This window comes from Agrobacterium sp. ICMP 6402, assembly GCF_009498615.1.
Classification (GTDB): Bacteria; Pseudomonadota; Alphaproteobacteria; order Rhizobiales; family Rhizobiaceae; genus Agrobacterium; species Agrobacterium burrii.
On the sequence record NZ_QSNV01000009.1, the window covers coordinates 35,111 to 60,692 of the forward strand.

Annotated in this window: 21 protein-coding genes; 11 read left to right on the forward strand and 10 right to left on the reverse strand. The window is 58.4% G+C overall.

The annotated features are described in order from the left end of the window. Positions 1-76: 76 nt before the first annotated feature. The 7 genes from DXT96_RS20495 to DXT96_RS20525 all read right to left on the reverse strand — a co-directional run bounded on the left by DXT96_RS20495 (position 77) and on the right by DXT96_RS20525 (position 8,621). The gene (locus DXT96_RS20495; protein ID WP_153516221.1) at positions 77-1,297 is read right to left on the reverse strand and encodes an MFS transporter; all 1,221 of its coding nucleotides are present in this window, start codon (positions 1,295-1,297) and stop codon (positions 77-79) included. A gap of 91 nt (positions 1,298-1,388) precedes the next feature. Next, positions 1,389-2,864, reverse strand: a complete 1,476-nt coding sequence (locus DXT96_RS20500; RefSeq protein ID WP_173998173.1) for an aldehyde dehydrogenase family protein — start codon at positions 2,862-2,864, stop codon at positions 1,389-1,391. A gap of 613 nt (positions 2,865-3,477) precedes the next feature. Beyond that, positions 3,478-4,230, reverse strand: coding sequence for an IclR family transcriptional regulator (locus DXT96_RS20505; protein WP_153516223.1), 753 nt, complete (start codon positions 4,228-4,230; stop codon positions 3,478-3,480). Between the two features lie 117 nt (positions 4,231-4,347). Beyond that, entirely contained in the window at positions 4,348-6,012 is a 1,665-nt protein-coding gene (locus DXT96_RS20510; RefSeq protein WP_371418948.1) for a bifunctional 3-(3-hydroxy-phenyl)propionate/3-hydroxycinnamic acid hydroxylase, read from the reverse strand. Positions 6,013-6,026: 14 nt separating this feature from the next. After that, entirely contained in the window at positions 6,027-6,878 is an 852-nt protein-coding gene (locus tag DXT96_RS20515) for a fumarylacetoacetate hydrolase family protein (RefSeq protein WP_153516225.1), read from the reverse strand. A gap of 27 nt (positions 6,879-6,905) precedes the next feature. Then, a complete protein-coding gene (locus DXT96_RS20520; RefSeq protein ID WP_153516226.1) occupies positions 6,906-7,742 on the reverse strand; it encodes a VOC family protein in 837 nt (278 codons plus the stop codon). Positions 7,743-8,123: 381 nt separating this feature from the next. Further along, the gene (locus tag DXT96_RS20525; protein ID WP_153516227.1) at positions 8,124-8,621 is read right to left on the reverse strand and encodes a MarR family winged helix-turn-helix transcriptional regulator; all 498 of its coding nucleotides are present in this window, start codon (positions 8,619-8,621) and stop codon (positions 8,124-8,126) included. Between the two features lie 182 nt (positions 8,622-8,803). Between DXT96_RS20525 and DXT96_RS20530 the strand changes: the two genes are divergently transcribed. The 9 genes from DXT96_RS20530 (at position 8,804) to DXT96_RS20570 (ending at position 17,342) form a co-directional block, all read left to right on the forward strand. Next, the gene (locus DXT96_RS20530) at positions 8,804-9,352 is read left to right on the forward strand and encodes a flavin reductase family protein (RefSeq protein ID WP_153516228.1); all 549 of its coding nucleotides are present in this window, start codon (positions 8,804-8,806) and stop codon (positions 9,350-9,352) included. Between the two features lie 47 nt (positions 9,353-9,399). Further along, positions 9,400-10,695: an acyl-CoA dehydrogenase family protein gene (locus DXT96_RS20535; protein ID WP_153516229.1), complete on the forward strand. Its 1,296-nt coding sequence runs from the start codon at positions 9,400-9,402 to the stop codon at positions 10,693-10,695. Between the two features lie 61 nt (positions 10,696-10,756). After that, positions 10,757-12,085, forward strand: coding sequence for an MFS transporter (locus DXT96_RS20540; RefSeq protein WP_153516230.1), 1,329 nt, complete (start codon positions 10,757-10,759; stop codon positions 12,083-12,085). Positions 12,086-12,128: 43 nt separating this feature from the next. Continuing rightward, positions 12,129-13,493 carry a carbohydrate porin gene (locus DXT96_RS20545; RefSeq protein WP_246670611.1) on the forward strand — a complete coding sequence of 455 codons (1,365 nt, stop codon included), beginning with the start codon at positions 12,129-12,131 and terminating at the stop codon, positions 13,491-13,493. A gap of 34 nt (positions 13,494-13,527) precedes the next feature. Then, positions 13,528-13,947: a nuclear transport factor 2 family protein gene (locus DXT96_RS20550; RefSeq protein WP_153516232.1), complete on the forward strand. Its 420-nt coding sequence runs from the start codon at positions 13,528-13,530 to the stop codon at positions 13,945-13,947. Positions 13,948-14,026: 79 nt separating this feature from the next. Continuing rightward, a complete protein-coding gene (gene gstA / locus DXT96_RS20555; protein WP_153516233.1) occupies positions 14,027-14,617 on the forward strand; it encodes a glutathione transferase GstA in 591 nt (196 codons plus the stop codon). Between the two features lie 15 nt (positions 14,618-14,632). Continuing rightward, positions 14,633-15,532 carry a VOC family protein gene (locus tag DXT96_RS20560; RefSeq protein WP_153516234.1) on the forward strand — a complete coding sequence of 300 codons (900 nt, stop codon included), beginning with the start codon at positions 14,633-14,635 and terminating at the stop codon, positions 15,530-15,532. Between the two features lie 52 nt (positions 15,533-15,584). Then, the gene (locus DXT96_RS20565) at positions 15,585-16,475 is read left to right on the forward strand and encodes an acetoacetate decarboxylase family protein (RefSeq protein WP_153516235.1); all 891 of its coding nucleotides are present in this window, start codon (positions 15,585-15,587) and stop codon (positions 16,473-16,475) included. 15 nt (positions 16,476-16,490) lie between these two features. Further along, positions 16,491-17,342, forward strand: coding sequence for a fumarylacetoacetate hydrolase family protein (locus DXT96_RS20570; protein WP_153516236.1), 852 nt, complete (start codon positions 16,491-16,493; stop codon positions 17,340-17,342). A gap of 376 nt (positions 17,343-17,718) precedes the next feature. On the opposite strand, the gene DXT96_RS20575 is transcribed toward DXT96_RS20570, so the two are convergent. From DXT96_RS20575 to DXT96_RS20585, 3 genes are read right to left on the reverse strand one after another with little or no spacing between them, the layout of a single operon-like run. Beyond that, positions 17,719-20,778 carry an efflux RND transporter permease subunit gene (locus DXT96_RS20575; protein ID WP_153516237.1) on the reverse strand — a complete coding sequence of 1,020 codons (3,060 nt, stop codon included), beginning with the start codon at positions 20,776-20,778 and terminating at the stop codon, positions 17,719-17,721. Next, positions 20,775-21,905, reverse strand: a complete 1,131-nt coding sequence (locus DXT96_RS20580; protein ID WP_153516238.1) for an efflux RND transporter periplasmic adaptor subunit — start codon at positions 21,903-21,905, stop codon at positions 20,775-20,777. Before DXT96_RS20580 ends, DXT96_RS20575 begins: the two co-directional genes overlap by 4 nt. Continuing rightward, entirely contained in the window at positions 21,905-23,332 is a 1,428-nt protein-coding gene (locus DXT96_RS20585; RefSeq protein WP_153516239.1) for an efflux transporter outer membrane subunit, read from the reverse strand. The genes DXT96_RS20580 and DXT96_RS20585 overlap by 1 nt, the downstream gene beginning before the upstream one ends. Before the next feature lie 148 nt (positions 23,333-23,480). Here DXT96_RS20585 and DXT96_RS20590 point away from each other — a divergent pair, with 148 nt between their 5' ends. Beyond that, positions 23,481-24,167, forward strand: coding sequence for a response regulator transcription factor (locus tag DXT96_RS20590; protein WP_153516240.1), 687 nt, complete (start codon positions 23,481-23,483; stop codon positions 24,165-24,167). Between the two features lie 2 nt (positions 24,168-24,169). Next, positions 24,170-25,444, forward strand: coding sequence for a HAMP domain-containing sensor histidine kinase (locus tag DXT96_RS20595; RefSeq protein WP_153516241.1), 1,275 nt, complete (start codon positions 24,170-24,172; stop codon positions 25,442-25,444). The last annotated feature ends 138 nt before the right edge of the window (positions 25,445-25,582 follow it).

Here is a 25,582-nt window from a genome sequence, read left to right on the forward strand (position 1 = left end):
GAAGACCGCGTGTGGTAACAGAATTGCCGACAGCCGCGACGACGGGGGAGCAAGCCCCACCCCCGATTGCTTTTGTTCAATGGACAGGCATGATGTCGCGGCCGGACGTTGCCGGTTCTTTGAAGGAATGGCCGAAGATCAATCCGGTCATGAAAACCAGAGCCGCGAAAAGCGTGATACCGGCAAATGTGGCCATGGCCGCAACCATCCCGCCGGATGCGGCTGCAACGACGTTTACGCCGATGGGGCAGACGAATTGTCCGATAAAAAACATCGAGGTCCAGATCCCCGACGCCCGCCCGCGGTAGTCGCTGCGCAGATTGCTCATCGTGAAGGCGAGAACGAGCGGAAGAGAAATACCGCAACCGATATTGTTGATGAACATACCGATGGCACCGGCCGCCCATGAAGGCTGGGTGTAGAGGACGATGTAGCCGATGGCCTGCGCGGCCATGGCGACAACGAGCAGCGCGCCGATCGAGCGCTGCGACTGCATGCGGAAGGCGACTGCGCCAACCACGACACCGATAGAGCCAACGGCGCTGGCAAGGCCGAGCATGCCCGCATCGGTGAAACCGCGTTCGCTCAGCACCAGCGAGATATGGACCGGCGTGACATAAAACAGCACGCCGCACAGGAGCGTCAGCGCAAGGCAACCGATGAAGCGCGGCGTGAAGAGGCCCGGCGCCTTGTCTTCCCGAACCAGGGAGCGCGCCTCGGGCGCGACAGCTGCCGGTTCGAAGATGAGCATCAGGACGAGCGGGATGAAGAGAGCCGTCGCACCATAGACAAGGAATGGCGCACGCCAGTCGTATCCGCCGAGGAAACCTGCGAGCATGAAACAGAAGGTTGCGACCAGCGACGCCGATCCAAACTGCACCGAGAGCCAATGGGCGCGGCGTTCCCCAGTGAAATAGTCGCAGATCAGCGCGGTGCTCGCCGTCATCACGCCGGCCTCGGCGATCCCGACGACGACCCGCGACAGAATGATGCCATGGAGGTTGTCTATCCAATGGGGCGCGATGCCGGCCGCGGCATAGAGGGCGAGCGCTACGAGCAGCAGGTGTTTGCGCCCGGTTCTGTCGGCCAGAATGCCGGCAAGCGGCGCAAGCAACGCAACAAAGAGGGCGGGCGTCACCAGTGCCAATGGAGCGAGCAATTCGGCGCGCGGCACGTCGGAAAAATGTGCGATCATCTGCGGCAGTACCGGCGCGAACAACGTCGATCCGATCGGCGCCAGCCATGCAACGGCCACCAACAGCAACCCCTGCCGCACGCCTGCGGACACATTCTGCATATCAACGTCCTCCTGTGAAACAGACCACCCCCCGCGGCCTGGATGGATGCGGCGCGCGCCAAGGTTCTTGGCCCCTGGCGCCGCGCAGCCGTTAGCGCTGGATCGACACGAAGTGGTCGGTGGTGAATTCCTCGACAATCCATTTGCCGTTGAAGCGCCCAAGACCGGAATTCTTTTCACCGCCGAACATCACATGCGGGTAGTCGTGGATGGTGATGTCGTTGATATGCGTCATTCCCGCCTCGATGCGTTGCGCAAAGGCAAGGCCACGGGCTTCGTTGCCGGTGAAGACCGCGCTGGAAAGGCCGAATTCGGTATCGTTGGCAAACGCGAGTGCCTCTGCCTCATCGGCCGCGCGGATGAGCGGCGCGACGGGACCGAAAATCTCCTGGCGCGCGAAATCGGAATCGTTGGTGACGTTTGCAAAGACATGCGGCGGGACGACCCGGCCATCGATCATGCCGGCAAGGCATTCGCGAAAGCCGGCGGCGCGGGCCTGCTCGATGCTGGCGCGCACATTGCGCACCTGACTGTCGTTGCAGAGTGGCCCAACCAGCGTATCGGGCAGATCGGGATCGCCATATTTCACCGTCTTCGCCGCTTCCGTGAAGGCTTCAACAAATCGGTCGTAGAGTGAGACATCGATGATGATGCGGTTGGTACTCATGCAGATCTGACCCTGGTGCATGAACCGGCCGATCAGCGCCGCATGGACGGCCTTGCCAAGCTCGGCGTCGTCGAGCACGACCAGTGGAGCATTGCCGCCGAGTTCGAGGCCGACGCGCTTGAGCAGCGCCGATTCTGCCGCAACGCGCGCAATATGCCGGCCAACCGGCGTCGAGCCGGTGAAGGTGAGAACGCGCGGAATAGGGTGGCGGGAAAAGGCATCGCCGATTGTCGCGGAACTGCCGACGACAACGTTCAGGACACCTGCGGGCAGGCCCGCTTCCTCGTAGATTTTGGCGAGCAGCAGTCCACCTGTCACGGGCGTGTCGTTGGAGGGCTTCAGCACAACCGCGTTGCCGAGCGCTATGGCCGGCGCAACCGACCGGTTGGAAAGGTGCAGCGGGAAGTTCCACGGGCTGATAACGCCAACCACACCGACCGGCTTCTTGTACACTCTTGCTTCTTTGCCAGGGCGGTCGACCGGGATGATATGCCCTTGCGCCGCCGATGGCATAGTTGCGGCCTCCAGCATGCCGGCACGTACAGCGCCCCACTCGATACCCGCCTTGATGCGGGTGCTGCCAGATTCGCGCACGATCCAGCCAATGATCTCGTCCCTGCGCGCCTCGAGGATAGCAACGGCCTTTAAAAATACCGCCGCACGTTCGGATGGCAACGTCTTTGCCCATTCTCCCTGGGCGGATCGGGCCGCCTCGAACGCCAAGTCCAGATCGGCGAGGCTCGCAAGGGAGATTTCCGCCACGGTATCATCGTTGAACGGGTTTCGGTCAAGCGAGATTACGCCTTCTGTCCCCTGAACCCAACGACCGGCAATATACTGTCCGGTAAAGCCGCTATAGGCGTCGGCAACGAATGCGGAGGGGTGAACATGTTGCTGCATTTCCAAATTCTCCTGGTGGCAGAACCGCCGGTTCCTACGGTGGCATTTCATTGAGACCCACGAATTTTCTCTGCCCCGCAATCAACGGGTCAGGCGACAATCGCAGGGAAATAACGTTGGCTCGGAATGGCAAGCCGCTGGCCGGCCGTGGCAGGCGGCGCTCTACATGCCGGGCATTTTCCGGATGGCATGGTAGCCGGGGAATGCTGCAAAACTGATGTTGCCGTCATGCGGGCGGCCCGCCACCCGATAGCTCGGCACGTTGTTTGGTGCGGAGGATGGTTTTAGCGCGCAACACCGCAATAAGGGAGAAAAGGACGCATTTAACCGTCGGGGCCGTCGCGACATGGAGCCCTGAAACCGCCAACCGGATCGGTCACGACACTCCAGCGAACCCGCCGAGCCGGTCTCGTGCCTGCGCTGCCGGCATTTCCGTGACGGCATTTGGCGCCTGCATGCAGCTTGGACATTGTTTCCTCCCGCGCAAAGCACCATCGACGCTTTGTCTCCTCGCAGGAATAGATATGCCGATATCATCGACCCATGTCAACTTAAATTACTATATTTTGATAATTTAAGACACTAGAGAACGATACATACCGGAAATCGATAATTAATCCCGATCCGAATGACTGATCGGCCTCAATTTCGCGGCCAGCATGTCGGCGGCAGGCATGAGGGTCATGACGAGACGCCGTTCCACAGCCTCAGTGCAATCCTCCTGCCTTACAATGAGGCTCATGCTCGCGTTGATCGCGGCTTCAGGACAAGACAGCGGGACGGAGATACCGACGAGGCCCTTGTCGACCTCACCCCGCGTGATCACATAGCCGCGCCTGCGGATACCACCGAGTTCCACCGTAATGTCGTCCAACGCTGCGCCGGCCTCTGCCACGCTCTTGAGGAGTTTGCTGAGCCTGGCACGCGGCAGCTGTGCCAGAATGGTTTTTGACGTCGCACCACGCATCAACGGCATCGGACGGCCGCGTTCGTAGCTCGTTGCGATATCGCCGTCGGCGCCGCGTCTGTCGGCAACGCAGATCACTTGGTCGCGATAGAGCCGCGCGAGTACGGCGACGCATGGTATCGGCGAAGCATGGACAACATCACGGAGCACAGGCTCGCCTTCGCGTATCAGTGGATCGGAGATGCGCAGGCGCCGGTCAAATTCGATGAATGCGGCACCCAGCCTGTAGTGCGCCTCGATCGATGGATCGAGAAAGCCCTGGCCCACCAATTCGCGGACCGTCCGATAAACCGTGCTGGCCGGAACTGCTGTGGCATCGGCGATCTGCTGGATGGTCCAATCGGTCTTGTGCTGATCGAAAAGTCTCAAAATATCGACAAATCGATCAAGCCCTGCCATCGAATTTCCTCAAAGACCGGTGTTCGCGCCGGGTTACGCGCCCCTAATTGCCACTCAGGATCGCAGCCTGTCAATGCGAATACCGACCTGCCCGGCGAAGGTCCTGCTGGACGCGCATCATAGGGCGGCAACGAGAGATACCGAGGAAGGCGCGCTTGCAGGACCTGTTCCCAGAGCGGCCACCTTTTCGCGAAGACTGTCAATCGAAGCGGCAGGTACAGCCGCGGCGATATAACGATCCCGCCGCAGAAGCAGGGCGTGTCCGAGATAGCTCTTCATCTGCGGCACGCTGAAGAGCCGGCTTACATCGCGATAGACGGAAATACTGCCGTTGACCGGGTTGATCCATTCCGGTGTCAGGCCGATCACCTCCGCACCAGCCTCGCGCAGGAGGCGTACCGAATCCCTGCTGACCGCACGATCCGGAAACTCGTCGAACACCAGAACAACCGGCTGGTCCGGCAAGACCTGATCAAGGAGCTGGCGGCGCAGGTGCGTATCCTCTACCACCGGCTGCGGCACCAGGCGACCGACCATGGTGGATTTTTCGGGCCGCCCATCGCCCCACATCAGACCGGCTCGGAAACGTGGCTTTGGCTTGTAACGCATCTGCGCAAAGTAATCGCGCGCAGGGGAATAGGTCCCAAGCATGCGAAAGGCCGCACGCGTCACGAACGCCTTGAGGTCGTTGTCCGGCATCATCACCCGGCCCATCCTGAGCGCGAGCGTGATCATCTCCCAGGCATGCGGCTTGCGCTCGATCTCGTAGCTGTCGAGAACGTTGCCTGGAACAGTTCCACGAACGGCTTCGGCAAGCTTCCAGCCGAGGTTGTGTGCGTCGCGCAGGCCGCTGTTCATGCCCTGCCCGGCGAAGGGTGGTGAAAGATGCGCCGCGTCGCCCGCCAGGAAGACATTGTTTTCGCGCCAGCGCGTGGCCACCCGCGCATGGAACGTATAGACCCGGACGCGACGGAAGACACAGTCACGGTCGGGGCCGACCTGGGCGAGAAGATTGCGGACGAAGGCCTCGTCCGTTGCCGTTTTCTCATCCTCGCCCGCATGCAGCATGAATTCGTAGCGGCGGATATTGTGGGGCCCGGGCAGCGAAATGCAGGGGCGGGCCGGGTCGCAATAGACTTCCGTGTGCCGAAAGCGGTTTTCGGTCCGCACAAGGTCGACAATGAGCCAGCGCTCAGCGAAGGTGGATCCTGCGAGTTCTATGCCGAGCTTGGTGCGCGTGGGGGATCGGCCGCCGTCACATGCCACCATGTAGCGCGCCGCTACTCTGCGCATCGCGCCATCGGCGCCAGAGATTTCCAGGAACACGCCATCCCCATCCTGTGAAATGGACTGCATCTCCCAGCCGAACATTTGCGTCACATGGGGATAGCGGTTCACTCCGGCGCGCAGCAAAGCCTCGAGTTCCGGCTGTTGAAAGGCGTTGCGCTTGTCAAACCCGTAGTCCCGCGAGGTCGGCTCCACGGTCAGGAAAAGCTTCTGGCGCGGCGAGAGATAGCGCGAGCCATAACCCCGCGCGACGATCCCCTCCACGGCGTCGGCAAGACCGATCGCTTGCATGGTGCGCATGGATTCGTCATCGATCGAGACCGCCCGGGGTTCCTCGACCGTCGTCAGGTTTCGTTCGATCAGGATCGTCGATACACCCATGCCCCCGAGCAGATTGGCAAGGGTCAGGCCGGTAGGGCCGGCCCCGATGATGGCGATATCAGCCCTTGCGGCAGGCTTGGTAACGGTCATAGGCTCCTCCTCATAACTTTGCATTAGCGGCGCAATGACTAGCTCTCCGTTGCAATCGGATTGATGAGCAGGCCGACCCCCGGAATATCCACCTCGAACACGTCGCCCGGTTTCATGAACAAAGGCGGGTCGCGCCGGTCGCCGACGCCGCCTGGCGTACCGGTGAGGATCACGTCCCCAGACTGAAGAGGCGTGAAGGACGAGCAGTAGGAAATGAGCGTCGCGATGGGGAAGATGAGGTCCGCAAGGGTCGCGTCCTGCATGACCTCGCCGTTCAGCCGCCCGCTGATGCGCAGAGTGCGATAATCGCCGACCTCGTCTGGCGTAACCAACTGCGGACCGAAGGCTCCCGTCGAGGGAAAGTTCTTGCCCGGCGTGAACTGGAAGGAATGACGCTGCCAGTCCCGCACGGTGGCATCATTGTAACAGGCATAACCGGCAATATGGTCAAGCGCTGCCTCCTGCGAAATATAGCGCCCGCCGCGGCCGATCACGACCGCGAGTTCGGCCTCGAAATCGAGGTGGTCCGACACCCGCGGCTTCAGGATCGCCTGGCGATGGGCAATCTGGCTATCGGCGAACCGCGTAAAGATCGTTGGATATTTGGCGTCCGGACGCTTGGTCTCGGCGCGGTGGCTCTCGTAGTTGAGGCCCACGCAGAGAATTTTCCCGGGAGCGGGAATGACCGGCAACAACGTCACATCCGCATCGGTAAACTCGGCGCTACGTCCGGAGACATAGTCCCGAGCCACCGGCAGAAGCCCGGCGGCGATGGCCTGCTTCAGACTGGTTATGCCGGGCGCGAGCCGTTCCGTGAGATCAACGATCCCCTCCCCGACCTTTGCCCCGAAGCCGGGGCGGCCAAGACGCGTATAGCTTACAAATTTCATTGTCCTATTCCTCTTCTTGCGGTCGGGTCACGAGCGCAGGATCGCCTTGCCCCACAGGTTCAGCGTCCGCGGCTCATTCGGCCACTCCTTGACCGGCCGGTCGTGGATGACCTCGAGCTCGGCGGAGATCTCGATCCAGTTCTTGTCGGGATCCTCGAGGAAGATGAAGAGGTTGTTGCCGGGCCCGTGGCGGCCAGGACCCCACATCAGCGGAATGTTCCGTTCCGCAAGATGGTCGCACCAGTCCCTGATCGTGTCCCATTCGCCGGCTTCGTAGGAGTGATGATCCACACCCGTCCGGTCGGATTTGAAGCAGGCGATGGTGTGATGCTCGTGGTTGGAACGGGTAAAGCAGGTCGCGAGCGTCCCATCCTTGTGAAGGACGCGATCCGAAAGCGCAAAGCCCAGCTTGCCATGGTAGAAATCGCTGAATGCTTCGACATCGAGCGACGCAAAAGTCAGGTGCTGGGTGGGGCCGCAAATGCCTTTGAGTCCTGCCTTCTGCGGCTTTGCGAGACCAAAGGCGATCAGGTGCCCGTCCGGATCGCGCACGGCGAAAGCACCGTCTTCAAAGAAGGCCGACGGTGAAGCCAGGATGTCCAGCCCTTCTGCCTCGGCACGGGCCTTCAGCTCGGCAAGCCCTTCCGCATCCCTGCAGGCGAGGCCGGCATAGGCGAGCTTCCGGCTTTCCCCGGCCCGCACGACATAGCGGCGCTGCGGCCCTTCGCAGATCCACTCGCCGTCCGTTTTCGTCAAGTCCATGTCCATTGCATCGGCATAGAATTGGGCCAGGCGCTCGGGGTCGGCGCTCTCGAAGGCTACATGATGCAGATAGGCGCCCGCGCGCACCGCTGTTAGGGTCATTTTCCTGATCCTTCCTGATTTCAACACAAGCATAATTATCATATTTTGATAACTCGGCAATGCTCGAATGAATATAAAGGCGTATTTTTTATAATTCGCGCTGCCGTCATGTGGCCATTCGGCATTTTAGGTGTATCTTCGATGCCGCTGCAGTCGAGCGCAATGACGTTGTGGGCAGATGCCACCGCGGCCGCAGAGCGATCGGTCTGGCGGCAAAGAATATGTGGAGCGCTATTTTCAGGAGTGCGTGTGCGCGAGCAGGCCTGCGAACCAACTTGATGACATTAAGTGGCTCACGGCAACCGGTGACACACTGCTCACAAATAGTGCGCCTCATGCGCGCCGGGGAAAGAGCGGAGTACGGATGTTTTTTTGGGCAGGTCAGAAGACGCTTATGAGCTTGCTCAAGAGACGGTTCAAACGGTCTCGCTCAGATGCAGAGAGCGTCCGAACGCCTTTCAAGAAGCGCGATGATCGAGCGACCTGTTCACGGGTTTCCAGCAATAGCCTTTCACCACTGTCGGTCATCTGCACGAATATCGTGCGCTTGTCCGAACTTGAGGGAACACGGACGACGAAACCCTTCTGCTCCAACCTCGTAATTCTGCCGGTGATCGCGCCTGTGGTCACCATGCAAAGCTCAGCGAGATCACTCGGTCGCAAACGATGAGGCGCAGGCTGGTATCGAAGATGATTGAGCACGTCGATCTCCCCGATGCCGATATCGAATGCCACAAGCGTCTCATAGAGAGATTCCTGGTCCAGTAGGTGGAGGTGACGGAGGCGCATGGCGATCGCAACAGGCGTGCTGTCCTCACCGGGGAAATCAATCTCCCACTGGCTGATAAGATCAGAAAATATGCCTTCAGTCTGCGCCATCGGTGTTTCACATCTAACTTAGAGCTAAAAGGAAATAGAGAGAAAATCCTCTCGTTCTACATAAAGTTCTGATTCCATTCGCGCAATCGCTTTCGCACAAAAATAGCGCCAAGCCAGGAGCGGTATTGACCACAAGTATTTTAGTGCTAAGATACCTCTAAGCTATTTGTGGAGAGTTTGCGATGATTGGGAGCCCGGCGGCACAGCATTTTGCTGTACAGGAAAACAGGCCTGAGAGATGTCCTGACTTCGAGGACCTGCGGAGCGCTTTCAGCCGGCTTCCATCAGGTGTGGTCGTGGTCACCAGTACGAGTCCCTGCGGTGCGTTTGCCGGAGCGACAGTCAGCAGTTTCACGTCATTGTCCTTCAAGCCTCCGCTGGTGGTCTTCGGCCTCGCGCAGAGCTCGACAACGCTTTCAGCCATTCTCAGCCACGGGCATTTCGCTGTCCACGTGGTTGCCGAACCGCAACAGGATTTGGCGATGCGCTTCGCATCCAGCGGCAACAACAAATTCAATGATGTCGATTTCAGGCTGTCCCCATTCGGCGTGCCGCTTCTGACGCAATTCGACACTTTTTTTCAATGCGCGGTGGATCGCGCCCAGCCAGCCGGCGACCATCAGCTTTTGATCGGTCGCGTTCTCGAGGTGTCCCTCGCTGGACAGAGCTCCAAACCGGTCGCCTGGCTTCAACGACGCTTTCACGTCTTCGAGCGTCATTCGGCGCTGTAGTGCGCCGCGTTCGGCCGTCAATTTCAAAAAAACAAGGAAATGTCCCAATGGAAATGAGCATGAAGCAATTCGAGCATTCGGCGCCATCCGCGCTCGACTCGCCTTACAGCACGGAGGTGGGTCGCAAAATTCGCGACAAAGCCAAGGCGCTGGTGCCGTTGTTGCGAAAGAATGCGGGGGACGCAGAAAAGCTCGGCGCGCTCACGGCCGAGAGCCTGAAAGCCTTGAACGACATCGGTGCGTTCAAGCTGACCTTGCCAACAGATTTCGGCGGACACGCGCTTGGTGCGCGTGACGTCGTCGAGATCGTTGCCGAACTTGGCAGAGGCGATGGTGCAGCGGGCTGGATGGTTTTTGTCGCGGGTGGTTTGCGCAACGTGCTCGCGTTTCCGGAGCAAGCCGTACAGGAGATCTTCGCAGACAGCCACGATTGGATTGGACCACTCGCGGCGGGCGCGTCGGTCTTCGCCACTAAGGTCGGCTCGGCGCGCCGCGTCGACGGCGGCTGGATGGTCAGCGGCTCCTGGCATTTCGGAAGCGGTTGCAAGCATGCCCAATGGATGGTGGTCGGTGTCGAATACGAAAACGGCCCGGGCATTGTTGGCCGAGCAATAGCGGTATTGAAGGCAGGCCAGGTGGAAATCATCGACAACTGGCATGTCATGGGGATGAAAGCCACCTCATCCAACAGCTTGACCGTGCGCGAAGAACAGTTCGTGCCGGACCAACGTTTCATGGATCTGGCCGAATTTCCCCTCCGAATGGATGAAACCCGCAAACGGTATCAGGGGCTGGCGAGCAAGTTTGATGGCCGCGGGCTGATGCTGCTGACCAATCTAACCCATCTCTCGATCATCCTCGGCATGGCTCGCGGCGCGCTGGAAACCTATATCGATATGGCCAGGAAGCAGCAGCCGTTCAACCTGCCCTACCCGCGCGTTGCTGACATGGCCTCGACCCAGATTTGTGCCGCAAAGGCCTATGCCATGATCAAGCTGGCCGAGACGACAGTCCACTGCGCTGCTGACCTTCTCGATCGTCACGCGATTGAGGGACTTGAGATCTCGGCTGAGCAGGAGCAGGCGATGATGATGGAGAACGTCTATGCGGCCCATACGCTCGACAGTGCAGTCGGCACACTCCAGCTCAGCATCGGGTCGGCCACTGCGAACGAGAACAACGCCATCCAACGCTTCGTTCGCGACATACGCGTAGCGATGCTGCATGGCACGGTGAGGCTCGACCCCACAGCCGAAATCTTCGGACGCCAACTGATGGGCATTGCTCCCTTCCCGATGTTTGCCGGGGGCTTGCCTGATCGAGCGGCTCAGCCAGCGAGCTGACTGAGCCGGCAGCGTGCGGTTGGAGGCCGCACGCCACACTTAATAAGAGGAGGAGGAAGTCTTGGAACAGGGAAAGAGGCCGTGTGCCGTCGCCAATCCTGAGACGACTAAGGGATTCGAATACAGCGTTAGTGCAGCAAAAGTGCTCGGCGCTTTGTGGTTGATCGTGCTGCTTGTCGTAGCGGTACCGAGTGTTGGCACTTCGGTCGTCAACGCCCGAATGATCGCCGACCTCAACATGGATCGAGTGATATTCGGCATGGGGTTTGGGATCTTCGTCATGATGATGGGTTTGCAAGGACCCATCGTTGCCGTGCTGGTCCGGAAATTCGGCTATCGAGCAACGGTTACCATTGGATGTCTCGTGCTGCTTGCCGGATCGCTTGCGATGGCAACGATTGTTCATACGGGGTGGCAATATGCCGTGGCCTTCGGGCTTATGGTCGGCACGGGTGTCTGCATCGCCGGGATGCTGCCGGCACAGACGGTCGTCACGAACTGGTTCCTCGCGCGCCGTGCGCTGGCCGTATCGATCGTGTTTTCGGCCGTTGAGGTGGGTGGGTTCTTCTCCCCGCCTGCTCTTGAGAAGCTCATCGCCATGTCTGACGGCAATTGGCGCATGGCGTGGTGGGTCATCGCCGGGTCTGCGGTTGTTGCCATTATAATAGCGTGGACTGCGCTCAATGAGCGGCACGTTGAAGGGGTGATAGCCAAAAACCCGACGGGCCTTCCAGTGCGCGACCGCGGCAAGGTGTTCAAAAGCTCGACCCACTGGACGCTCAAGGAAGCTGTTCGCACCAGAGCTTACTGGCTCATACTGGTCTACATGAGTATCGCCGGCGTTGCTTGGGTCTTCCTCATGGCCCACGGCGCCGTGCATCTGCGGGACGTCGGGTATTCGCCGGCCGAAACGGCCAATGCCGTAGCAATCATTATTGTCGCGTCCTTTGTCGGCAACATGACAGCCGGCTTTCTGGGGGACCATATCTCGCCCTCTGTAATTGCAGCTGTGAGCATGGGTTTGGTCGCCGTGGGGTTCTGCATGGTTGTCAGGCCGGAAGGATTTGCTGGGATCTTCTTGTACGCGCTTCCCGCCGGAATTGGATACGGAGCCTCGCAGGTCTGCCTGATGGCGCTCCTTGGCAACTACTTCGGCAAAGAGTCCTTCTCGACCATCTTGGGCTCGATGATGCCGGTCTCAACACTCTGCGCCGCAATTGGTGCCGGCTCGGCGGGGGCGGTCTTTGATCAGACAGGAACATATGGGTGGATGTTCGTGATCGTGACAGGCCTTTGCGTCGTCGCGCTGCTCGCCATTGTCGCTGCTGTGCCGCCGCAAAGTCGCAGGCGAAAGGAAGAGCAGTCAGTCAATCCAGTTGCGGCCGAGTGAATAGGTTTATTCTTAGGGGAGGATAACAATGCGAATTCTATATATGACCACTGTGCCGCTGTTACTGGCACTCGTAGCTCCAGCTTTGGCTGCAGAACCCGCTCTGGTTTTGGAGGACACTCCTCCCGCCATAGGGGGCATTCGCGAGCCGGTCTATTCGGGGCCATTGGCGGACATCGGCAAGTCTCTTCGCGACAACGGAATCGATCTACGACTGGACTACGTCAACATCTACCAGAATGCGCCTTCCTTTGGTTTCGAAGGCGGCTCGTCGGCCAATTATGGTATGTTCATTTTTGGTGCCACGGGCCATCTGTCTCCCGATCTTCGCATCAACTTCACCGAGACGATCAACTACCCGACATACAATGTCGAGAACTACCTGTTTGATCTATCGAACGCCTTTTTTCCGGTGCCAGTCGTCGACTCTCGCACGGATCTTACGCGTCTCACACTTGAGGCTGACTTTTTCGATGACCGCTTCCAGATCGAGGCAGGCCGCATGGGCCTGGCTCGAGACTTCATGACCAAGGGGTTCTGTGGGGGTCTTGGCTGCCTCAATTCTACGCAGGCTATCAGTCTCAATATTCCCGGAGAGTCGCTTTCGGTTTGGGGTGCAAGGGCCGCCTACAAACTGACACCCATCACAACGCTGGGGTTCGGAATAATCGAGGACAATCCCGATAACTGGCAAAGCGGCAATGGTTGGGATTGGCAATCCGGCAACTCGGAAGGGTATATCGCAATCGCCAACCTTCGTCATGACGAGACGTTCGTGGAAAGCACCAATCCATTGAAGTTTGAAATCGGTGCGTATCACCGTTCGGCTCCCTATGAGGATGCTCTCTACAATGACGGATGGGGAAATCCGACATTCGGCCCCGCTCCAACAATCCTCACGCACGAAAGTGGCACGAGCGGCATTTACGCTCAGGCTCGCAAGGTGATCTGGAGCAACCCTTCGGGCGGTATTATCCCAGAAAACCTAGCAGTCTACGGGGGTATCTTCCACACCTTTGGTGAGGGGCAAGCCTATCCATGGGAGGCCTATGCTGGTCTCGAATATTCAGGTTTCTGGGCAGAAAATCCGCTCGCGACGATCGGCGCCTCTGTTCGTTATATCGGCCTCAGCGACGAACGAGCACAATATGAACGCAACGCCAGGCTCTTCATCTCAGGAATTGATGAGGCGCAGCCGAAAGACACTTTCATGTTTGATTTGCATGGAACCACGGGAATTTTCGGCAACGGCATTCTCGACGTTGGCGCTGCTTACCTCGTCAATCCAAACACCTCCGTTCTGGCCGATTTTTCAACGAGCAGGCAAAAAGACGGCTTCGTCTTTTACGCGGCACTCGCATTCGACCTGAGCGGCGGCCTGGGTCTTTCGCCCCGTCGTGGGCCGTAAGCGACTTTGTGTGCCACAGCAGGAGAACGTAGCAATGCATGATTTAGAGGTCGGCGGCCAAAATCGCCTTGAGCGCCACAAGCACCTAGTCCGGGAGTTCTACCGTCGTGTTTTCGACGGCCAGAACCCGGAAGCCGTCAAGGACTTCGTCACCGAAGACTATAAGCAGCACAACAGTCACCTTCCAGGCGGTCGTGAAGGGCTTGAGGGGTTCGTGCGATCTGTATTCCCGAACGGTCCGGTTCCGGAACCGGATGAGATGAGCATTCCTCCGGCGTTTATCGTGGCCGAGGGCGATATGGTCGTAGTGGCTGCGTCCTTGCCGCAACCGGACCCCGACAATCCCGGTGCTACATACGACTACTATGTTTTCGATGCGTACCGGATCCGCGATGAGCGGTTGTCGGAACATTGGAGCGGTGTGAATAGGATTGCACCGCCAAAACGCCCTTGAGGGGCGGCGCTTAAGATCTCGTCTCGTTCGAGGCATGACGGAACCGAATTTCAACTAATCTTTTCCAGGAGTCTAATACATGAAGCTTTATCACACACCCGGCGCCTGCTCGACGGCATCCCGCATCGTCCTCGAAGAGGCCGGCATCGCCGTCGAACCGGTGGAAGTCAACTTGAGGGACAAGACACTTCCTGACGGGACGAGTTTTCTCGAAGTCAATCCAAAAGGTCAGGTTCCGGCACTTGTTCTCGGAAGTGGCGAGGTTCTGACCGAAGGCGCCGTGATCATGCAATATATCGCTGACCAGGCGCCGGCATCCGGATTGCTGCCACCGCCGGGCAAGATAGAGCGGTACCGGGTGCTGGAATGGACCAATTACATCGCTACGGAACTGCATAAGAGCTTTTCACCGTTAAACCGCCCGAACACGCCGCCGGAGTTTCGCGAGATCGTCAAGACGGCTCTGTTGCCCCGAGTTTTCGGAGTCCTCAATCAACGGTTGGCTGCGCGCGACTATCTCGCCGGTGATAGTTTTTCGATCGCGGACGCCTACGCCTTTGTCATTCTCAGCTGGACCAGGCCTCAGGAGATCGACCTTTCCGCGTGGCCGAACATCCAAACCTATCTCAAACGGATTGCAGACCGGCCCGCAGTAAAAGCGGTGATGTAGAGAAAGAAGATAGCCATGACTTATCTGATCAGACAAATGGGCCACGTGGTCATCTCGTCGCCTGACCCTCTGGGTGCGGCAAAAGATCTTTGCGACGTTGTCGGATTGAGGATCACCGAAGTTGACGGCGAAACGGTGTATCTGACCAGCAATGACCGTCATCACGAAGTGACGTATATCAAGGGCGACGGAAAAGCCGTTGCGTGCGGGCTTGAGGCTGTGAGTGCGGAAGCCGTCGACGAGGTCTATCGTCGCGCAAAGTCGGACGGTCTGGAGATCTTATCGGACAGGCCTTTCGGCAAGCATTACGATCGTGCCGTGCGTCTGGTCGCGCCCGGCGGCACCATATTCGAGGTTCATACCCCGATCGCTCGCAACCAGCCTCAACACTACAGCTATGCGGGCCCGGGTGCGCGCCCCCGTCGGGTCGAGCACATCAACTCCTTTGCCCCGGATACCGCCGCCTATGGCGAGTTCTGCCAAAAGGTCCTCGGCTTGAAGCTGTCAGACATGACGGAGGATGGTGCGCTGCGCTGGTACCGGGCAGAAGACGGGTATCACCACACGATTGCGATGGGTCCGGGTGAGAGTGGACTGCATCATTATGCCTTTGATCTGCATTCGCTTCAGGATCTGCAGACGATTGCCGACAATCTCTCCCAGAAGGATCGGGCCCTGGTCTGGGGCCCTGGTCGCCACGGTGCGGGCGGGAACATCTTCACCTACTACGCCGACCCCCATGGCTGCCTGGTTGAGAATTCGATCGAGCTTGATCGGATCGACAACGACGACGCCTATGAGCCACGCAGCTGGGACACCTCGGAAGGCCTGGCGGGTCGTTGGCTGAACCTTTGGGGCACTCCACCGACTGCGTCGTTCCTTCGCCCCGGCATTCCGTTCGATCCCGCTGCCTAGGCAATTCGGGGCCCTGCGCGGATGCGCGCCTTCTTTAGGAAAGATTGGCTAGATGAGCTTTACACTGAACCGTGCTTTTCGTTACCGCATGCCCGTCGTCTTCGGGCCGGCGCCCGGACCGCGCCAAAAACCAGGTGGTGGCATGTGGGCGCCTGAAGAGACCGGCCGGATGAACGCTGAATGGATGGCCGTCACCTATCGCACAGATCCAAAAAAACTGGAGGCCCTGCTTCCGCCAGCTATGGAACTGCGAGGCGAGCCGCTGCTGACCGTTTCCTGCGCCTGGTTCAAGAACCTCTACTGGTTGGCCGGGCGCGGCTACGGCATCGTCGTCGTCGACTTTCCCGTAACCTATCGCGGCAGGACGGAAACGCTGGAAGGTACCTTCTGCCCGGTGCTATGGGAGGGCGCACCCGATGCCATCATGACCGGACGCGACGAATTGGGCTTTCCCAAGATGTTTGCTGACATTCCGGAAATCGCACACGATAGAGAGCGCAAAACCGCCACCTGCTCGGCGTCATGGATGGGGTTCAAATTCTTCGACATCTCGCTTACCGACCTGGCAGAGGCCGGCGATGAACGGGCACTCCCCGGGGCGGATAACGGCCCGGCGATGTATTACAAATACCTGCCACGTACCAGTATTGGCGGACGCGAGGGCGCCGATGTAGCTTATGTCACGACCGCCGCGCCGCCACCTGGAATCGACGGCAGGGTTGGCAATATAAATTTCGATGGCTTCGAGTTCAAACGCTGGTCTGCCCAGGGCGGTCTGAGCTGGCATCGGGCCACGTTCGAGCAATTGCCGCTCAGTGCGCATGTCGTCAACGGCATGGCCGATCTCGACATTCTCGAAGTAACCAAGGTGCAGATGGTCGCCTTTTCCGGCCCCGGGATCGCGGTTTCGGTCAATTCCATGCGCGCTGTCGAACCAATTTGAACAAGGAAATACATCATGAAATTGGCAAGATTCACGATCGACGGCGCCACCCGTCTTGGCAAGGTCGAGGGCGACAAGGTTGTCGATCTGACCGACGTGACCCCGGATTGCAGAGGTTCAATGCGCCTGTTGCTAGAAGCGTATGAGGCTCTGCGGCCTGACCTGGAGGCTGCGCGGGAGCCGTCATTCGCGCTCGACGCCGTGCACCTGGAGGCCCCTATCGCCGATCCGCGGAAGTTCCTGGCGATCGGCATGAACTACAAGGCACATGCCGAAGAAGCGGCGGCGGCCGGCATCAAGATCCCCGAGAGCCAGTTGTGGTTCAACAAACAGGTCAGTTGCATCAACGGCCCCTACAGCGACATCGTCGTACCCAGTGCCTCGACGACGGTCGATTACGAGGCTGAACTGGGCTTTGTCATCGGCACGCGCTGCCGCCATGTGAATAGCGAAGAAGCCCGCTGCGTCATTGCCGGCTATCTGGTGGCCAATGACGTGACCGCACGGGACTGGCAGTTCCGTTCACCCACCTATACGCTCGGCAAATCGTTCGACACGCACGGCCCCATCGGCCCCTGGATCACGACGGATGACGAGATAACCGATCCGCATGATCTGACACTCACTCTTTCGCTGAACGGACAGGAGCGGCAGCGAACATCGACCGGCGACATGATCTACAACATCTACGACCAGATCGCTTACCTCTCGACGGTCATGACATTAGAGCCTGGAGATGTCATCATCACAGGCACCCCCTCCAACGTCGGAATTGCGACGAAGACGTTCATGAAACCCGGAGACGTCGTCCGCGTCGAGGTCAACGGCCTCGGTGCGATCGAAAACCAATTCATCGCGGAAGTGTGACGGATCGAAAGCTACGGGTGTTCGCAAAAAATTCAAGAGATCCCCCGCCGCAACGATGGTCAAAAGACTCTATGTTGCCTTGATTGAGACAGCACTATCCAAGGTAGAGCTTCAAAAGGTCGGCCGAAGGCGGCAACCTTCAGACCGAGGCCCTCCAGGAAGGCCTCGGTGAGCCGGAGCGGATTATCCGGCCCTACTCGACCTGTTTGAAGCAAGAAAGACTGGCAATGGCTGAAGCCGTTACCTCCGGTATCGTCAAGGCGACGCCGGAGGCTTTCAATCGTTCGAGCGTTGAAGTCTGCTCTCGACCGTATCGAGTCACATGCTAGATAAAAATACTCCAGCGGGCTTCTCCGCGATTGCCATCAGCAGCATGCTACGCGACCTTACTCTTTGAAAACCGTACATTGAACGATCTCAGCACATCATCCAACAGTGTGAAGACCACCGGGATGACCAGGAGGCTCAAGAAGGTCGAGGTAATCAGGCCGCCGATCACGACGACGCCCATGGGTTGGCGAAAGCTGGAGTCGCCCGACACAAGGCTGAGCGCCGCCGGAAGCATGCCGCCGGCCATGGCGATGGTTGTCATGACGATCGGTCGGGCACGCTTGTGACATGCATCGACGAGCGCATCAAAACGGGACATGCCAGCTCTGCGGGCCTCAATAGTGTACTCGACAAGTAGAATTGAGTTTTTTGAGACGATGCCCATCAAGAGCAGCAGACCGATCACCGCCGGCATCGAGAAGCTTGTACCACTGAGAACTAGCGGTAGCATCGCCCCGCCAAGCGCCAGCGGCAGGGCCATCAGGATAGTGACGGGTTGAAGGAAATCATGAAAGAGAAGGACCAGAACGGCGTAGATGCAGAAGATGCCAATCGCCATGGCGGTGCCGAAACTGCTGAACAGCTCGCTTTGACGCTTGAGTTCGCCCTGTTCGACAAATTTCACGCCTTGAGGCAAGTTCTGGTAGCTGGGCAACTGAGCAGCCTGCGCCATTACGTCTGACAGGTTCCTACCATTCAGTTCGACAGTTAGGGAGACATTGCGTGACCGATCGAGCCTATCTATTTCGCTGGGGCTGGATCCCAGAGAAATGTCGGCAACGGCACCGAGCGAAACATTGCCTTCTTTGCCCTCAACAGGGATCAAGGATATGGCATCGAGTGACTGTCGGCTTGTCGTGTCGAGCATTACCCGGATGGGCACCTGGCGTTCGGGTAGATTGAGTTGCGACAAGGCGGCGTCATAGGCGCCTGCGGTCGCGACCCGAATAGCCTCGGCGATTGCCTGGGACGTTACACCCAGAGACGCGGCTTCCGCCAGATCCGGTTTGATTGTAACCTCCGGCGATTGCATAGCTGCCGATGACGTCACGTTGCCGATACCTGGCAGGGTGCGCAGATCGGCCTCAAGGCTTGCCGCTGCCTGCTCCAGAAGTTCGGAGTCATCGCCCGCCAGCGTGAGAGCGAGCTCCGTTCCATTGCCGCCCGAGCCGATTTCCACACGAACACCGGGCAACCGCTCCAAAGCTTTGCGCAAATCCGCTTCGATTTGTGACTGCTTGATATCGCGGTCGTCGATCGGTGTGAGATTGACGACGATCGTGGCACTGTCGATGCTTGCATTCGACGTACTGTTCATGCCGCCGGTCGACGCTGTGCCTGTTGCCTGAAACACCGAGGTGACATGATCCACGCCAGCGATGATCTCGGATGCCTTTCGCGCGGCTTCGTCAGTCGACTCAATCGTCGACCCGGGAGGCGTGGTTATGGAAACCTGGGTCTGCCCTTCGTCAGACGCCGGAAAAAAGCCAGTCGACAGATTGGTAAGGAGCAGCACCGTTAGTGCCAGGAATCCTGCCGTCCCGAGCACTGGTATCCAGCGGCGCCGAAGTGCGCCTTTTACGAGCCAAAGAAAGGACCGCATCAAACGACCGTCCCCTTCATGCTTCGTGCCACTCGCCTTCATAATATATGCCGCCATCATCGGCGTGATCAACCGCGCTACCAGAAGAGAGGCAAGAACGGCAACGGAAGCCGTGATGCCAAATTGTTTGAAGATGATGCCCGGAATTCCGCCCATGAAGGCCGTGGGCAAAAACACGGCGACCAATGTGAAAGTGGTGGCGATAACCGCCAGTCCGATTTCGTCTGCCGCTTCCATGGCCGCGTCGAATGGACTTTTGCCCATATTGAGGTGTCGCTCGATATTCTCAATCTCGACAATCGCGTCGTCGACGAGAATTCCAACGACCAATGACAGCGCCAAGAGCGTGATCGTGTTCAACGTGTAGTCGAGCAGATACATCACGAGAAACGTGGGTATGATCGACAGCGGCAATGCAACGGCAGCCAGAAGAGTCGCCCGCCAATCGCGAAGAAAAAGCCAGACCACAAAGATTGCGATCAGCGCCCCCTCGTAGACCATGTGCATCGACGATTCATAATTCTGCTCGGTCGGAACAATCGTGTTGTAGGCTTCCTCGATTGTCACGAGAGGATTGGCCGCAGCAAACACTTTCATCGCATCGCGGACATTCTCGGTAACCGCGATATCTGAATAGCCTTTAGACCGCTTGATCTGGGCCGCAATGACCGGTTTGCCGTTCAGATATGCCAGCGAGGTGATGTCGCTATGGGAATCGGTGACCGTTCCAAGTTCATCCAGGCGAACCCAGCTTCCCTTTGGCAAAGGAATAGGCGTTCCGCGAAGCTGATCGGCGCTGTCTGCGGCCGCCAAGGTGCGAACCGACTGGCTTTCGCCGCCAATTCTTCCTTTCCCGCCTGACAGATCGGATTGCACCGCTTCGAGCTGCCCGTTGACATCGTTTGCGGTCAATCCCAAGCCATCGAGCAGGTTTGCGTTGAGCTCCACCCTGACTTCTCTGTCGACGCCTCCCAGGCGCCCGACTTCGCCCACACCTTCCACAGCCATCAGCGCTCGCGACATGTCGTTGTCGATGAACCACGACAATTCCGCATCGTCCAGTTTGTCGGAACGCACCACGTAGGTAATCAACGGCGAAGCATTTAGCGACAGTTTCGAGACAGTGGGCGCGTTCATGTCCTCTGGCAGGTCGTCCTGCGCCTGGTCGACGGCGCTCTTCACCTCGTCCAGCGCGACTTGAGTATCTTTTCCGACTTTGAACGCGACAGAGATGGTTACAGAGCCGTCAGTGATCGTCGTGGTGACAGAATCGAGCTGTGTGAGACCAGTCAGCTCATCTTCGATCTTGCGTGCCACTTCCGTTTCGAGCTGAGCAGCTGCCGCCCCATCGAGTGAAGCGCTAATCTCAATCGTTGGAAGATCCATATCTGGAAAGTTTTGCACGTCGAGACGATTGAAGGCCCATAGGCCACAAGCGGTCAACAATGCAAAAAGTAGGATTGGCGGAACGGGATTGCGGATAGACCAGGAGGAGAAATTCATTTTGTCTCCTCCGTCTTGGCGGTTGCAGAGCCTTCTGATACCCGCACAGTTGAACCGTCCGCGAGGAATGCGCCGCCGGAGGTCACCACCTTGTCATTCTTTTCAATTCCCGAAACGAGTTCGACGCGGTCGTTCTGTCGCCGACCGATCTCGACACGCTTGCGCGTGACAGTCGGCTGGTCTGCCTCGTTCACAATGAACACGTAGGAGAAGCCGTCCCTCAGGGTAACGGCAGTTGCGGGAACCGTGAGCGCATCGGTGCGATCAAATTCAAAATAACCACTGGCCAGAATGCCGGTCTTTGGCTGCGGCATGCCCGCGTCCGGATGCAAGGCCACATAGACCGTCACTCGACCATTGTCAGTCGATGTCGTCGGCGAAATCAGCCTGACCTCACCGCGGACGTCACCGATCGGCGTGGGGATGATCGCTTTTGTACCGTTTTCGACGTCAGCCAAACGCTTGATCGGCAACTCGGCCTTCCATTCGACCCGGTTCTGTCGGATGAGCTTGAACAGTTCGTCGCCGGCGGTGACGACGTTTCCAAGAGATGCCGAGCGTTCGGAAATGACCCCATCGTCTACGGCGTAAATTTTGGTGCGATCCAATGTAAGTTGCGCGGATGCCAACGCGGCTTGCGCCGAAAAGAGTTCGGCTTTCGCTTTACGCTCCGTAATCAGGTATTCTGTCGTCTGCTGCTTTGATAGCGCACCGGAGCCTGTCAATCCGCGGGCGCGCTCGGCATCGATGGTTGCTTGTTCCAAGGCAGCTTTAGCCTTTTCGACGGCAGCTTGCTGTTGTTCAAGTTCCGCTTGCGAGGTCTCGGGCGCGAACTGCACGAGCAGGTCGCCTTTCTTCACGGATGTACCGACATCCGCCTTGACATCAATGATCCTCAGTCCGCTGACCTCGGCGGCAATTATCGCCTCATGCCATGCAGCAAGACGACCACTCGCCGGGATAGTCACCGGCCACAACGAAACCTCTGTTTTGACAACGCTGACGGTCAATGCCGCCGCTCGAGTGTCGTTTTGTTCGACTTCCTGGCCCCGGGCAGTAAAGGGGAGCACAAAATAGGGCGCTATGGCGAGCGCCATCGCGAGAGGAATGAAGGCAAATCTACGCATCAGTGTATTCCATTGACAGAGGCAATCGAGGCGTCATCCGGGGCGGACCAGCCGCCTCCCAAAGATTTGTAGAGGGCAATCCAGTATTGGACCGCGTCGCGCCTGATTTCGATGAGGGTGATTGCGGCCGATTGCGCCGACCGACGGGCCTCTTCGCGGTCAAGGATACTGACCCCGCCGGACTTCCAGTTCTGGTCGACTGAGCTGAAATAGCTTTGATAATTGTCAGCCGCGGTCTTGGCATCGGTGATCCGCCGCAATGCCGTATTGACCCGGATGAGAGCCATCTCGACTTCGGCGACAGCACTCAAAACGCCAGATTTGTAACTCGCGACGGCAATATCATAGTCCGCGACGGCGCTTCTCACCGCTGCCCTTCTTGCCCCGCCATCAAGCAGCGGTATCGACAGCGCAGGCCCGAATGACCATGGGACTGATCTGCCCGTCACGGTGGACTCGCTGATTGAAATCGATCCGCTCAAGCTGAGACTGGGATATAAATCAGCTTTTGCTGCACCGACGTCTGCGACCGTCGCTGCGACTTCGGCTTCCAGGGCGTTGATGTCAGGTCTTTGCCTCAAGACCTCAGCGGGCACTGACGCTATTCGCAGCGCAGGTGGCTGAGGAATGCGGCTCTTTCCCAGCCCTAGAAGTTTTCTGACGACGAGCTCATCTCCGCCTGTCAGCTGGACGAGCGATTTGACAATGATCTCGCAATCCCCACGCTGAGCAGTCAAGTTGGACGAGGATGTTGCTGCGCTCGCACGCGCAAGTGCCAGATCGGCCGTCGAGGTAAATCCTGACTGTGCCGATTTCTCAGTGACACGGATCGTTTCTGTCTGCGAAGCAAGTTCATCGCGGTAAAGCCGTTCCAGCTGACGACAAGCGCGATACTGCACATAGTAGTCACCAACTTCGGCCGCGACGGAAATCCGTGCGTCATGCCACGACCAGATCTGACCCTCAGCCCGTGACGCCGCGGCTTGTGTCTCTTTCTTGGTCTTGCCGAACAGGTCGAGCTCCCATCCGGCATCCAGAGCGCCACTTTTATTTGCTCCGGCAGTGATTTTGTTGACATCGTCACCCTTGTTGCCCTCGCGGGTTGCGGACGCCGAGCCATCGAGCGACGGAAAAAGGCCTGCTCTTGCGGTATCGAGCGTGGCTCGAGCCTTGTTGATATTGGCAATCGCCTCCTGGACCGACGGATTTTCGCGTGCCGCCAGGCCCAGCAGTCCATCCAATGAGGGGTCCTTGAAGCTTGCCCACCAGGACAAAAGGTCGGCGGGACGACCGCCATGCGGCAATGTCGCGTGCCAGTAGGCGGCCACGACAGACCTCGAAGGTTTGAGCTCGCCCAAGCTCGTGCAGCCGGTGAGTAACGCCACAGTGGCGAAGATCGAAATTAAACAAGAAACTATACTGCGCATGGGATCCGTGCTGCTTCGAAAGCTGTCGGCCGCACTATAGGGATCGTGGTGTTAATGTCGGTCAAGAACGTGTTAAGTTATGTAAAAGTGCTGTATTCGCCGCCTGCAAGCCTTAAAGGTGCGCGCATTGACCTGACGGATGCAACACATGACCAAGGTACTTTTGATCGATGACGATATCGAGCTCACGAATTTGCTCTGCGAATACCTGACTCAGGAAGGTTTCGCCGTCGAGACAACCGCGGACGGCAGGATCGGTGTCGCCGAAGCAATGTCGTCCTCAACCGATCTCATCGTTCTGGACATCATGATGCCTCGTATGAATGGCATCGAGGTCTTGCGGAAAATCCGGCAGGTAAGCGACGTACCGGTGCTGATGCTGACGGCCCGCGGTGACGATATTGATCGTATTTCCGGTCTCAATCTGGGAGCGGATGATTATGTTTCCAAACCCTGTTCGCCAGGCGAGCTGTCGGCCCGAATCCGCGCGATCCTCCGCCGTTCTGGCCGGGCAGAACGGGATGGCTCGGTAGAAGAATTAAAGACCGGCGAATTAGTCCTCTATCCATCGAACCGGAGAGCTGAGTGGCATGGTGCGCAGCTTGAACTGACCGGCACAGAGTTCAGCCTGCTGGAGGTTCTCGTGCGGTCTGCCGGCCAGCTTGTCTCCAAGCAGGAGATCTCGCTGCGGGCTTTCGGCAAGCCCCTGACCGCATTCGACCGACGGATCGACGTCCATATCAGCAGTATTCGTCAAAAGCTCGGGGCCCGCGCGGACGGACAGTCCTGGATACAGGCCGTGCGGGGTCGTGGCTATCAGCTACTAGAAGGCTAGCAATGCGTCGACTGTTCTGGAAGTTCTTCACCGTCGTATGGTTGGCCATGGCCGGGTCCATAGCGCTGCTATTTGCGATCAGCATACTGTTTGAGTCGCCCTTCGAGGAAGAAATCCTCAACCGTGAGCACGTCCTTGCGCTGGAAACTGCGGCGCAGATTCTTCAATCAGACGGAGTGGAGGCAGCGACGCACCTAATTGCGGCCATGGGACGAACGGGTCGCACCATCCCGATCAGTATAGTCCCGATCGGACCGGCAATCGACTGTGCATTGGCCAACGGCAATGACCTCATCAGAACCGCTGTGTGGGATGGGAACTGCTACCAGGTACGGATTGCCGGTTCGGCACAGAGTATGGTTTCCAAGACATGGCCACGGACGGTACCTTGGCTGGCGGCACTTCTTGCAGCTGCAGCGGCAGCTTACTGGCTGGGCCGCTATTTCATTACTCCGGTCGAGCAGCTTCGTTACGGGCTTCGATCCTTGGCAAACGGCCAACTCGATGTGCGAATAGCCCATACGATCGGCAGCAAACGCGACGAGATAACGTCTCTGGCGCACGATCTGGATATCACCGCGGCGCGCCTTCAGGAACTTCAGGTCGCCCAGCAGCAGTTGTTCCATGATGTCTCCCATGAGCTTCGCTCGCCGTTATCGAGGCTGCAGGCAGCCATCGGCGTGTTGCAGCAAAACCCCATGCGACTGACGGCGATGATCGAGCGAATGGGGCGGGAGGTTGAACGTCTCGATGAACTGGTTGGGGAAATCCTGACACTGGCAAGGCTATCTGAACGGGATACCCTGCGCTTTGACCGCCAGACGTTGGATGTCGTCGATCTCGTCAAGGAGATTATTGAAGACGCCGGCTTCGAAGGCCAGGGCCGGGGAATAGAGGTCCGGTATAAAGGCGTCGATTCGTGTGTAGCCTCGGTCAATGGCGAACTGATTTATCGGGCACTCGAAAACGTGATCCGCAACGCGATCGCACACACGGAAGCTGGCACATCGGTACTTGTCGCCTCAGAGGTGAAGGGGCATCAATTTTTACTGTCGATCGAAGACGAAGGCCTCGGTGTGCCAGAAGAGGAATTGGAGGCCATTTTCCAGCCATTCTCTCAAAGTTCCACTGCCACCGCGCGCTCAGGGTTCGGCCTCGGCCTTGCTATCACGCGCCGGGCAGCCGAATGGCATGGTGGCAGGGCGACAGCCCAAAATAAGGCGTCCGGCGGTCTTCGTGTAGAGATTACAATTCCGGTCTATCGCGCCAGTCAATAATCGCCCGCCGCCCTTAGGTTCTGGATCTGCCTGTTCAATTCGTGACGGCTTTGGTCTTCCCGCTCTGATTTGGCCATGGGGTATCGGACGAGGGAGTGCCTGTACCAGATTTCTAACCAAGGCCCTCCAATGGATCAA

What these genes read in the sequence shown, in the direction of transcription:
- DXT96_RS20495 (WP_153516221.1), bottom strand. Translation starts at nt 1,297, where the DNA reads ATGCAGAATGTGTCCGCAGGCGTGCGGCAGGGGTTGCTGTTGGTGGCC.
- DXT96_RS20500 (WP_173998173.1), bottom strand. Translation starts at nt 2,864, where the DNA reads ATGCAGCAACATGTTCACCCCTCCGCATTCGTTGCCGACGCCTATAGC.
- DXT96_RS20505 (WP_153516223.1), bottom strand. Translation starts at nt 4,230, where the DNA reads ATGGCAGGGCTTGATCGATTTGTCGATATTTTGAGACTTTTCGATCAG.
- DXT96_RS20510 (WP_371418948.1), bottom strand. Translation starts at nt 6,012, where the DNA reads ATGCAAAGTTATGAGGAGGAGCCTATGACCGTTACCAAGCCTGCCGCA.
- DXT96_RS20515 (WP_153516225.1), bottom strand. Translation starts at nt 6,878, where the DNA reads ATGAAATTTGTAAGCTATACGCGTCTTGGCCGCCCCGGCTTCGGGGCA.
- DXT96_RS20520 (WP_153516226.1), bottom strand. Translation starts at nt 7,742, where the DNA reads ATGACCCTAACAGCGGTGCGCGCGGGCGCCTATCTGCATCATGTAGCC.
- DXT96_RS20525 (WP_153516227.1), bottom strand. Translation starts at nt 8,621, where the DNA reads ATGGCGCAGACTGAAGGCATATTTTCTGATCTTATCAGCCAGTGGGAG.
- DXT96_RS20530 (WP_153516228.1), top strand. Translation starts at nt 8,804, where the DNA reads ATGATTGGGAGCCCGGCGGCACAGCATTTTGCTGTACAGGAAAACAGG.
- DXT96_RS20535 (WP_153516229.1), top strand. Translation starts at nt 9,400, where the DNA reads ATGGAAATGAGCATGAAGCAATTCGAGCATTCGGCGCCATCCGCGCTC.
- DXT96_RS20545 (WP_246670611.1), top strand. Translation starts at nt 12,129, where the DNA reads ATGACCACTGTGCCGCTGTTACTGGCACTCGTAGCTCCAGCTTTGGCT.
- DXT96_RS20550 (WP_153516232.1), top strand. Translation starts at nt 13,528, where the DNA reads ATGCATGATTTAGAGGTCGGCGGCCAAAATCGCCTTGAGCGCCACAAG.
- gstA (WP_153516233.1), top strand. Translation starts at nt 14,027, where the DNA reads ATGAAGCTTTATCACACACCCGGCGCCTGCTCGACGGCATCCCGCATC.
- DXT96_RS20560 (WP_153516234.1), top strand. Translation starts at nt 14,633, where the DNA reads ATGACTTATCTGATCAGACAAATGGGCCACGTGGTCATCTCGTCGCCT.
- DXT96_RS20565 (WP_153516235.1), top strand. Translation starts at nt 15,585, where the DNA reads ATGAGCTTTACACTGAACCGTGCTTTTCGTTACCGCATGCCCGTCGTC.
- DXT96_RS20570 (WP_153516236.1), top strand. Translation starts at nt 16,491, where the DNA reads ATGAAATTGGCAAGATTCACGATCGACGGCGCCACCCGTCTTGGCAAG.
- DXT96_RS20575 (WP_153516237.1), bottom strand. Translation starts at nt 20,778, where the DNA reads ATGAATTTCTCCTCCTGGTCTATCCGCAATCCCGTTCCGCCAATCCTA.
- DXT96_RS20580 (WP_153516238.1), bottom strand. Translation starts at nt 21,905, where the DNA reads ATGCGTAGATTTGCCTTCATTCCTCTCGCGATGGCGCTCGCCATAGCG.
- DXT96_RS20585 (WP_153516239.1), bottom strand. Translation starts at nt 23,332, where the DNA reads ATGCGCAGTATAGTTTCTTGTTTAATTTCGATCTTCGCCACTGTGGCG.
- DXT96_RS20590 (WP_153516240.1), top strand. Translation starts at nt 23,481, where the DNA reads ATGACCAAGGTACTTTTGATCGATGACGATATCGAGCTCACGAATTTG.
- DXT96_RS20595 (WP_153516241.1), top strand. Translation starts at nt 24,170, where the DNA reads ATGCGTCGACTGTTCTGGAAGTTCTTCACCGTCGTATGGTTGGCCATG.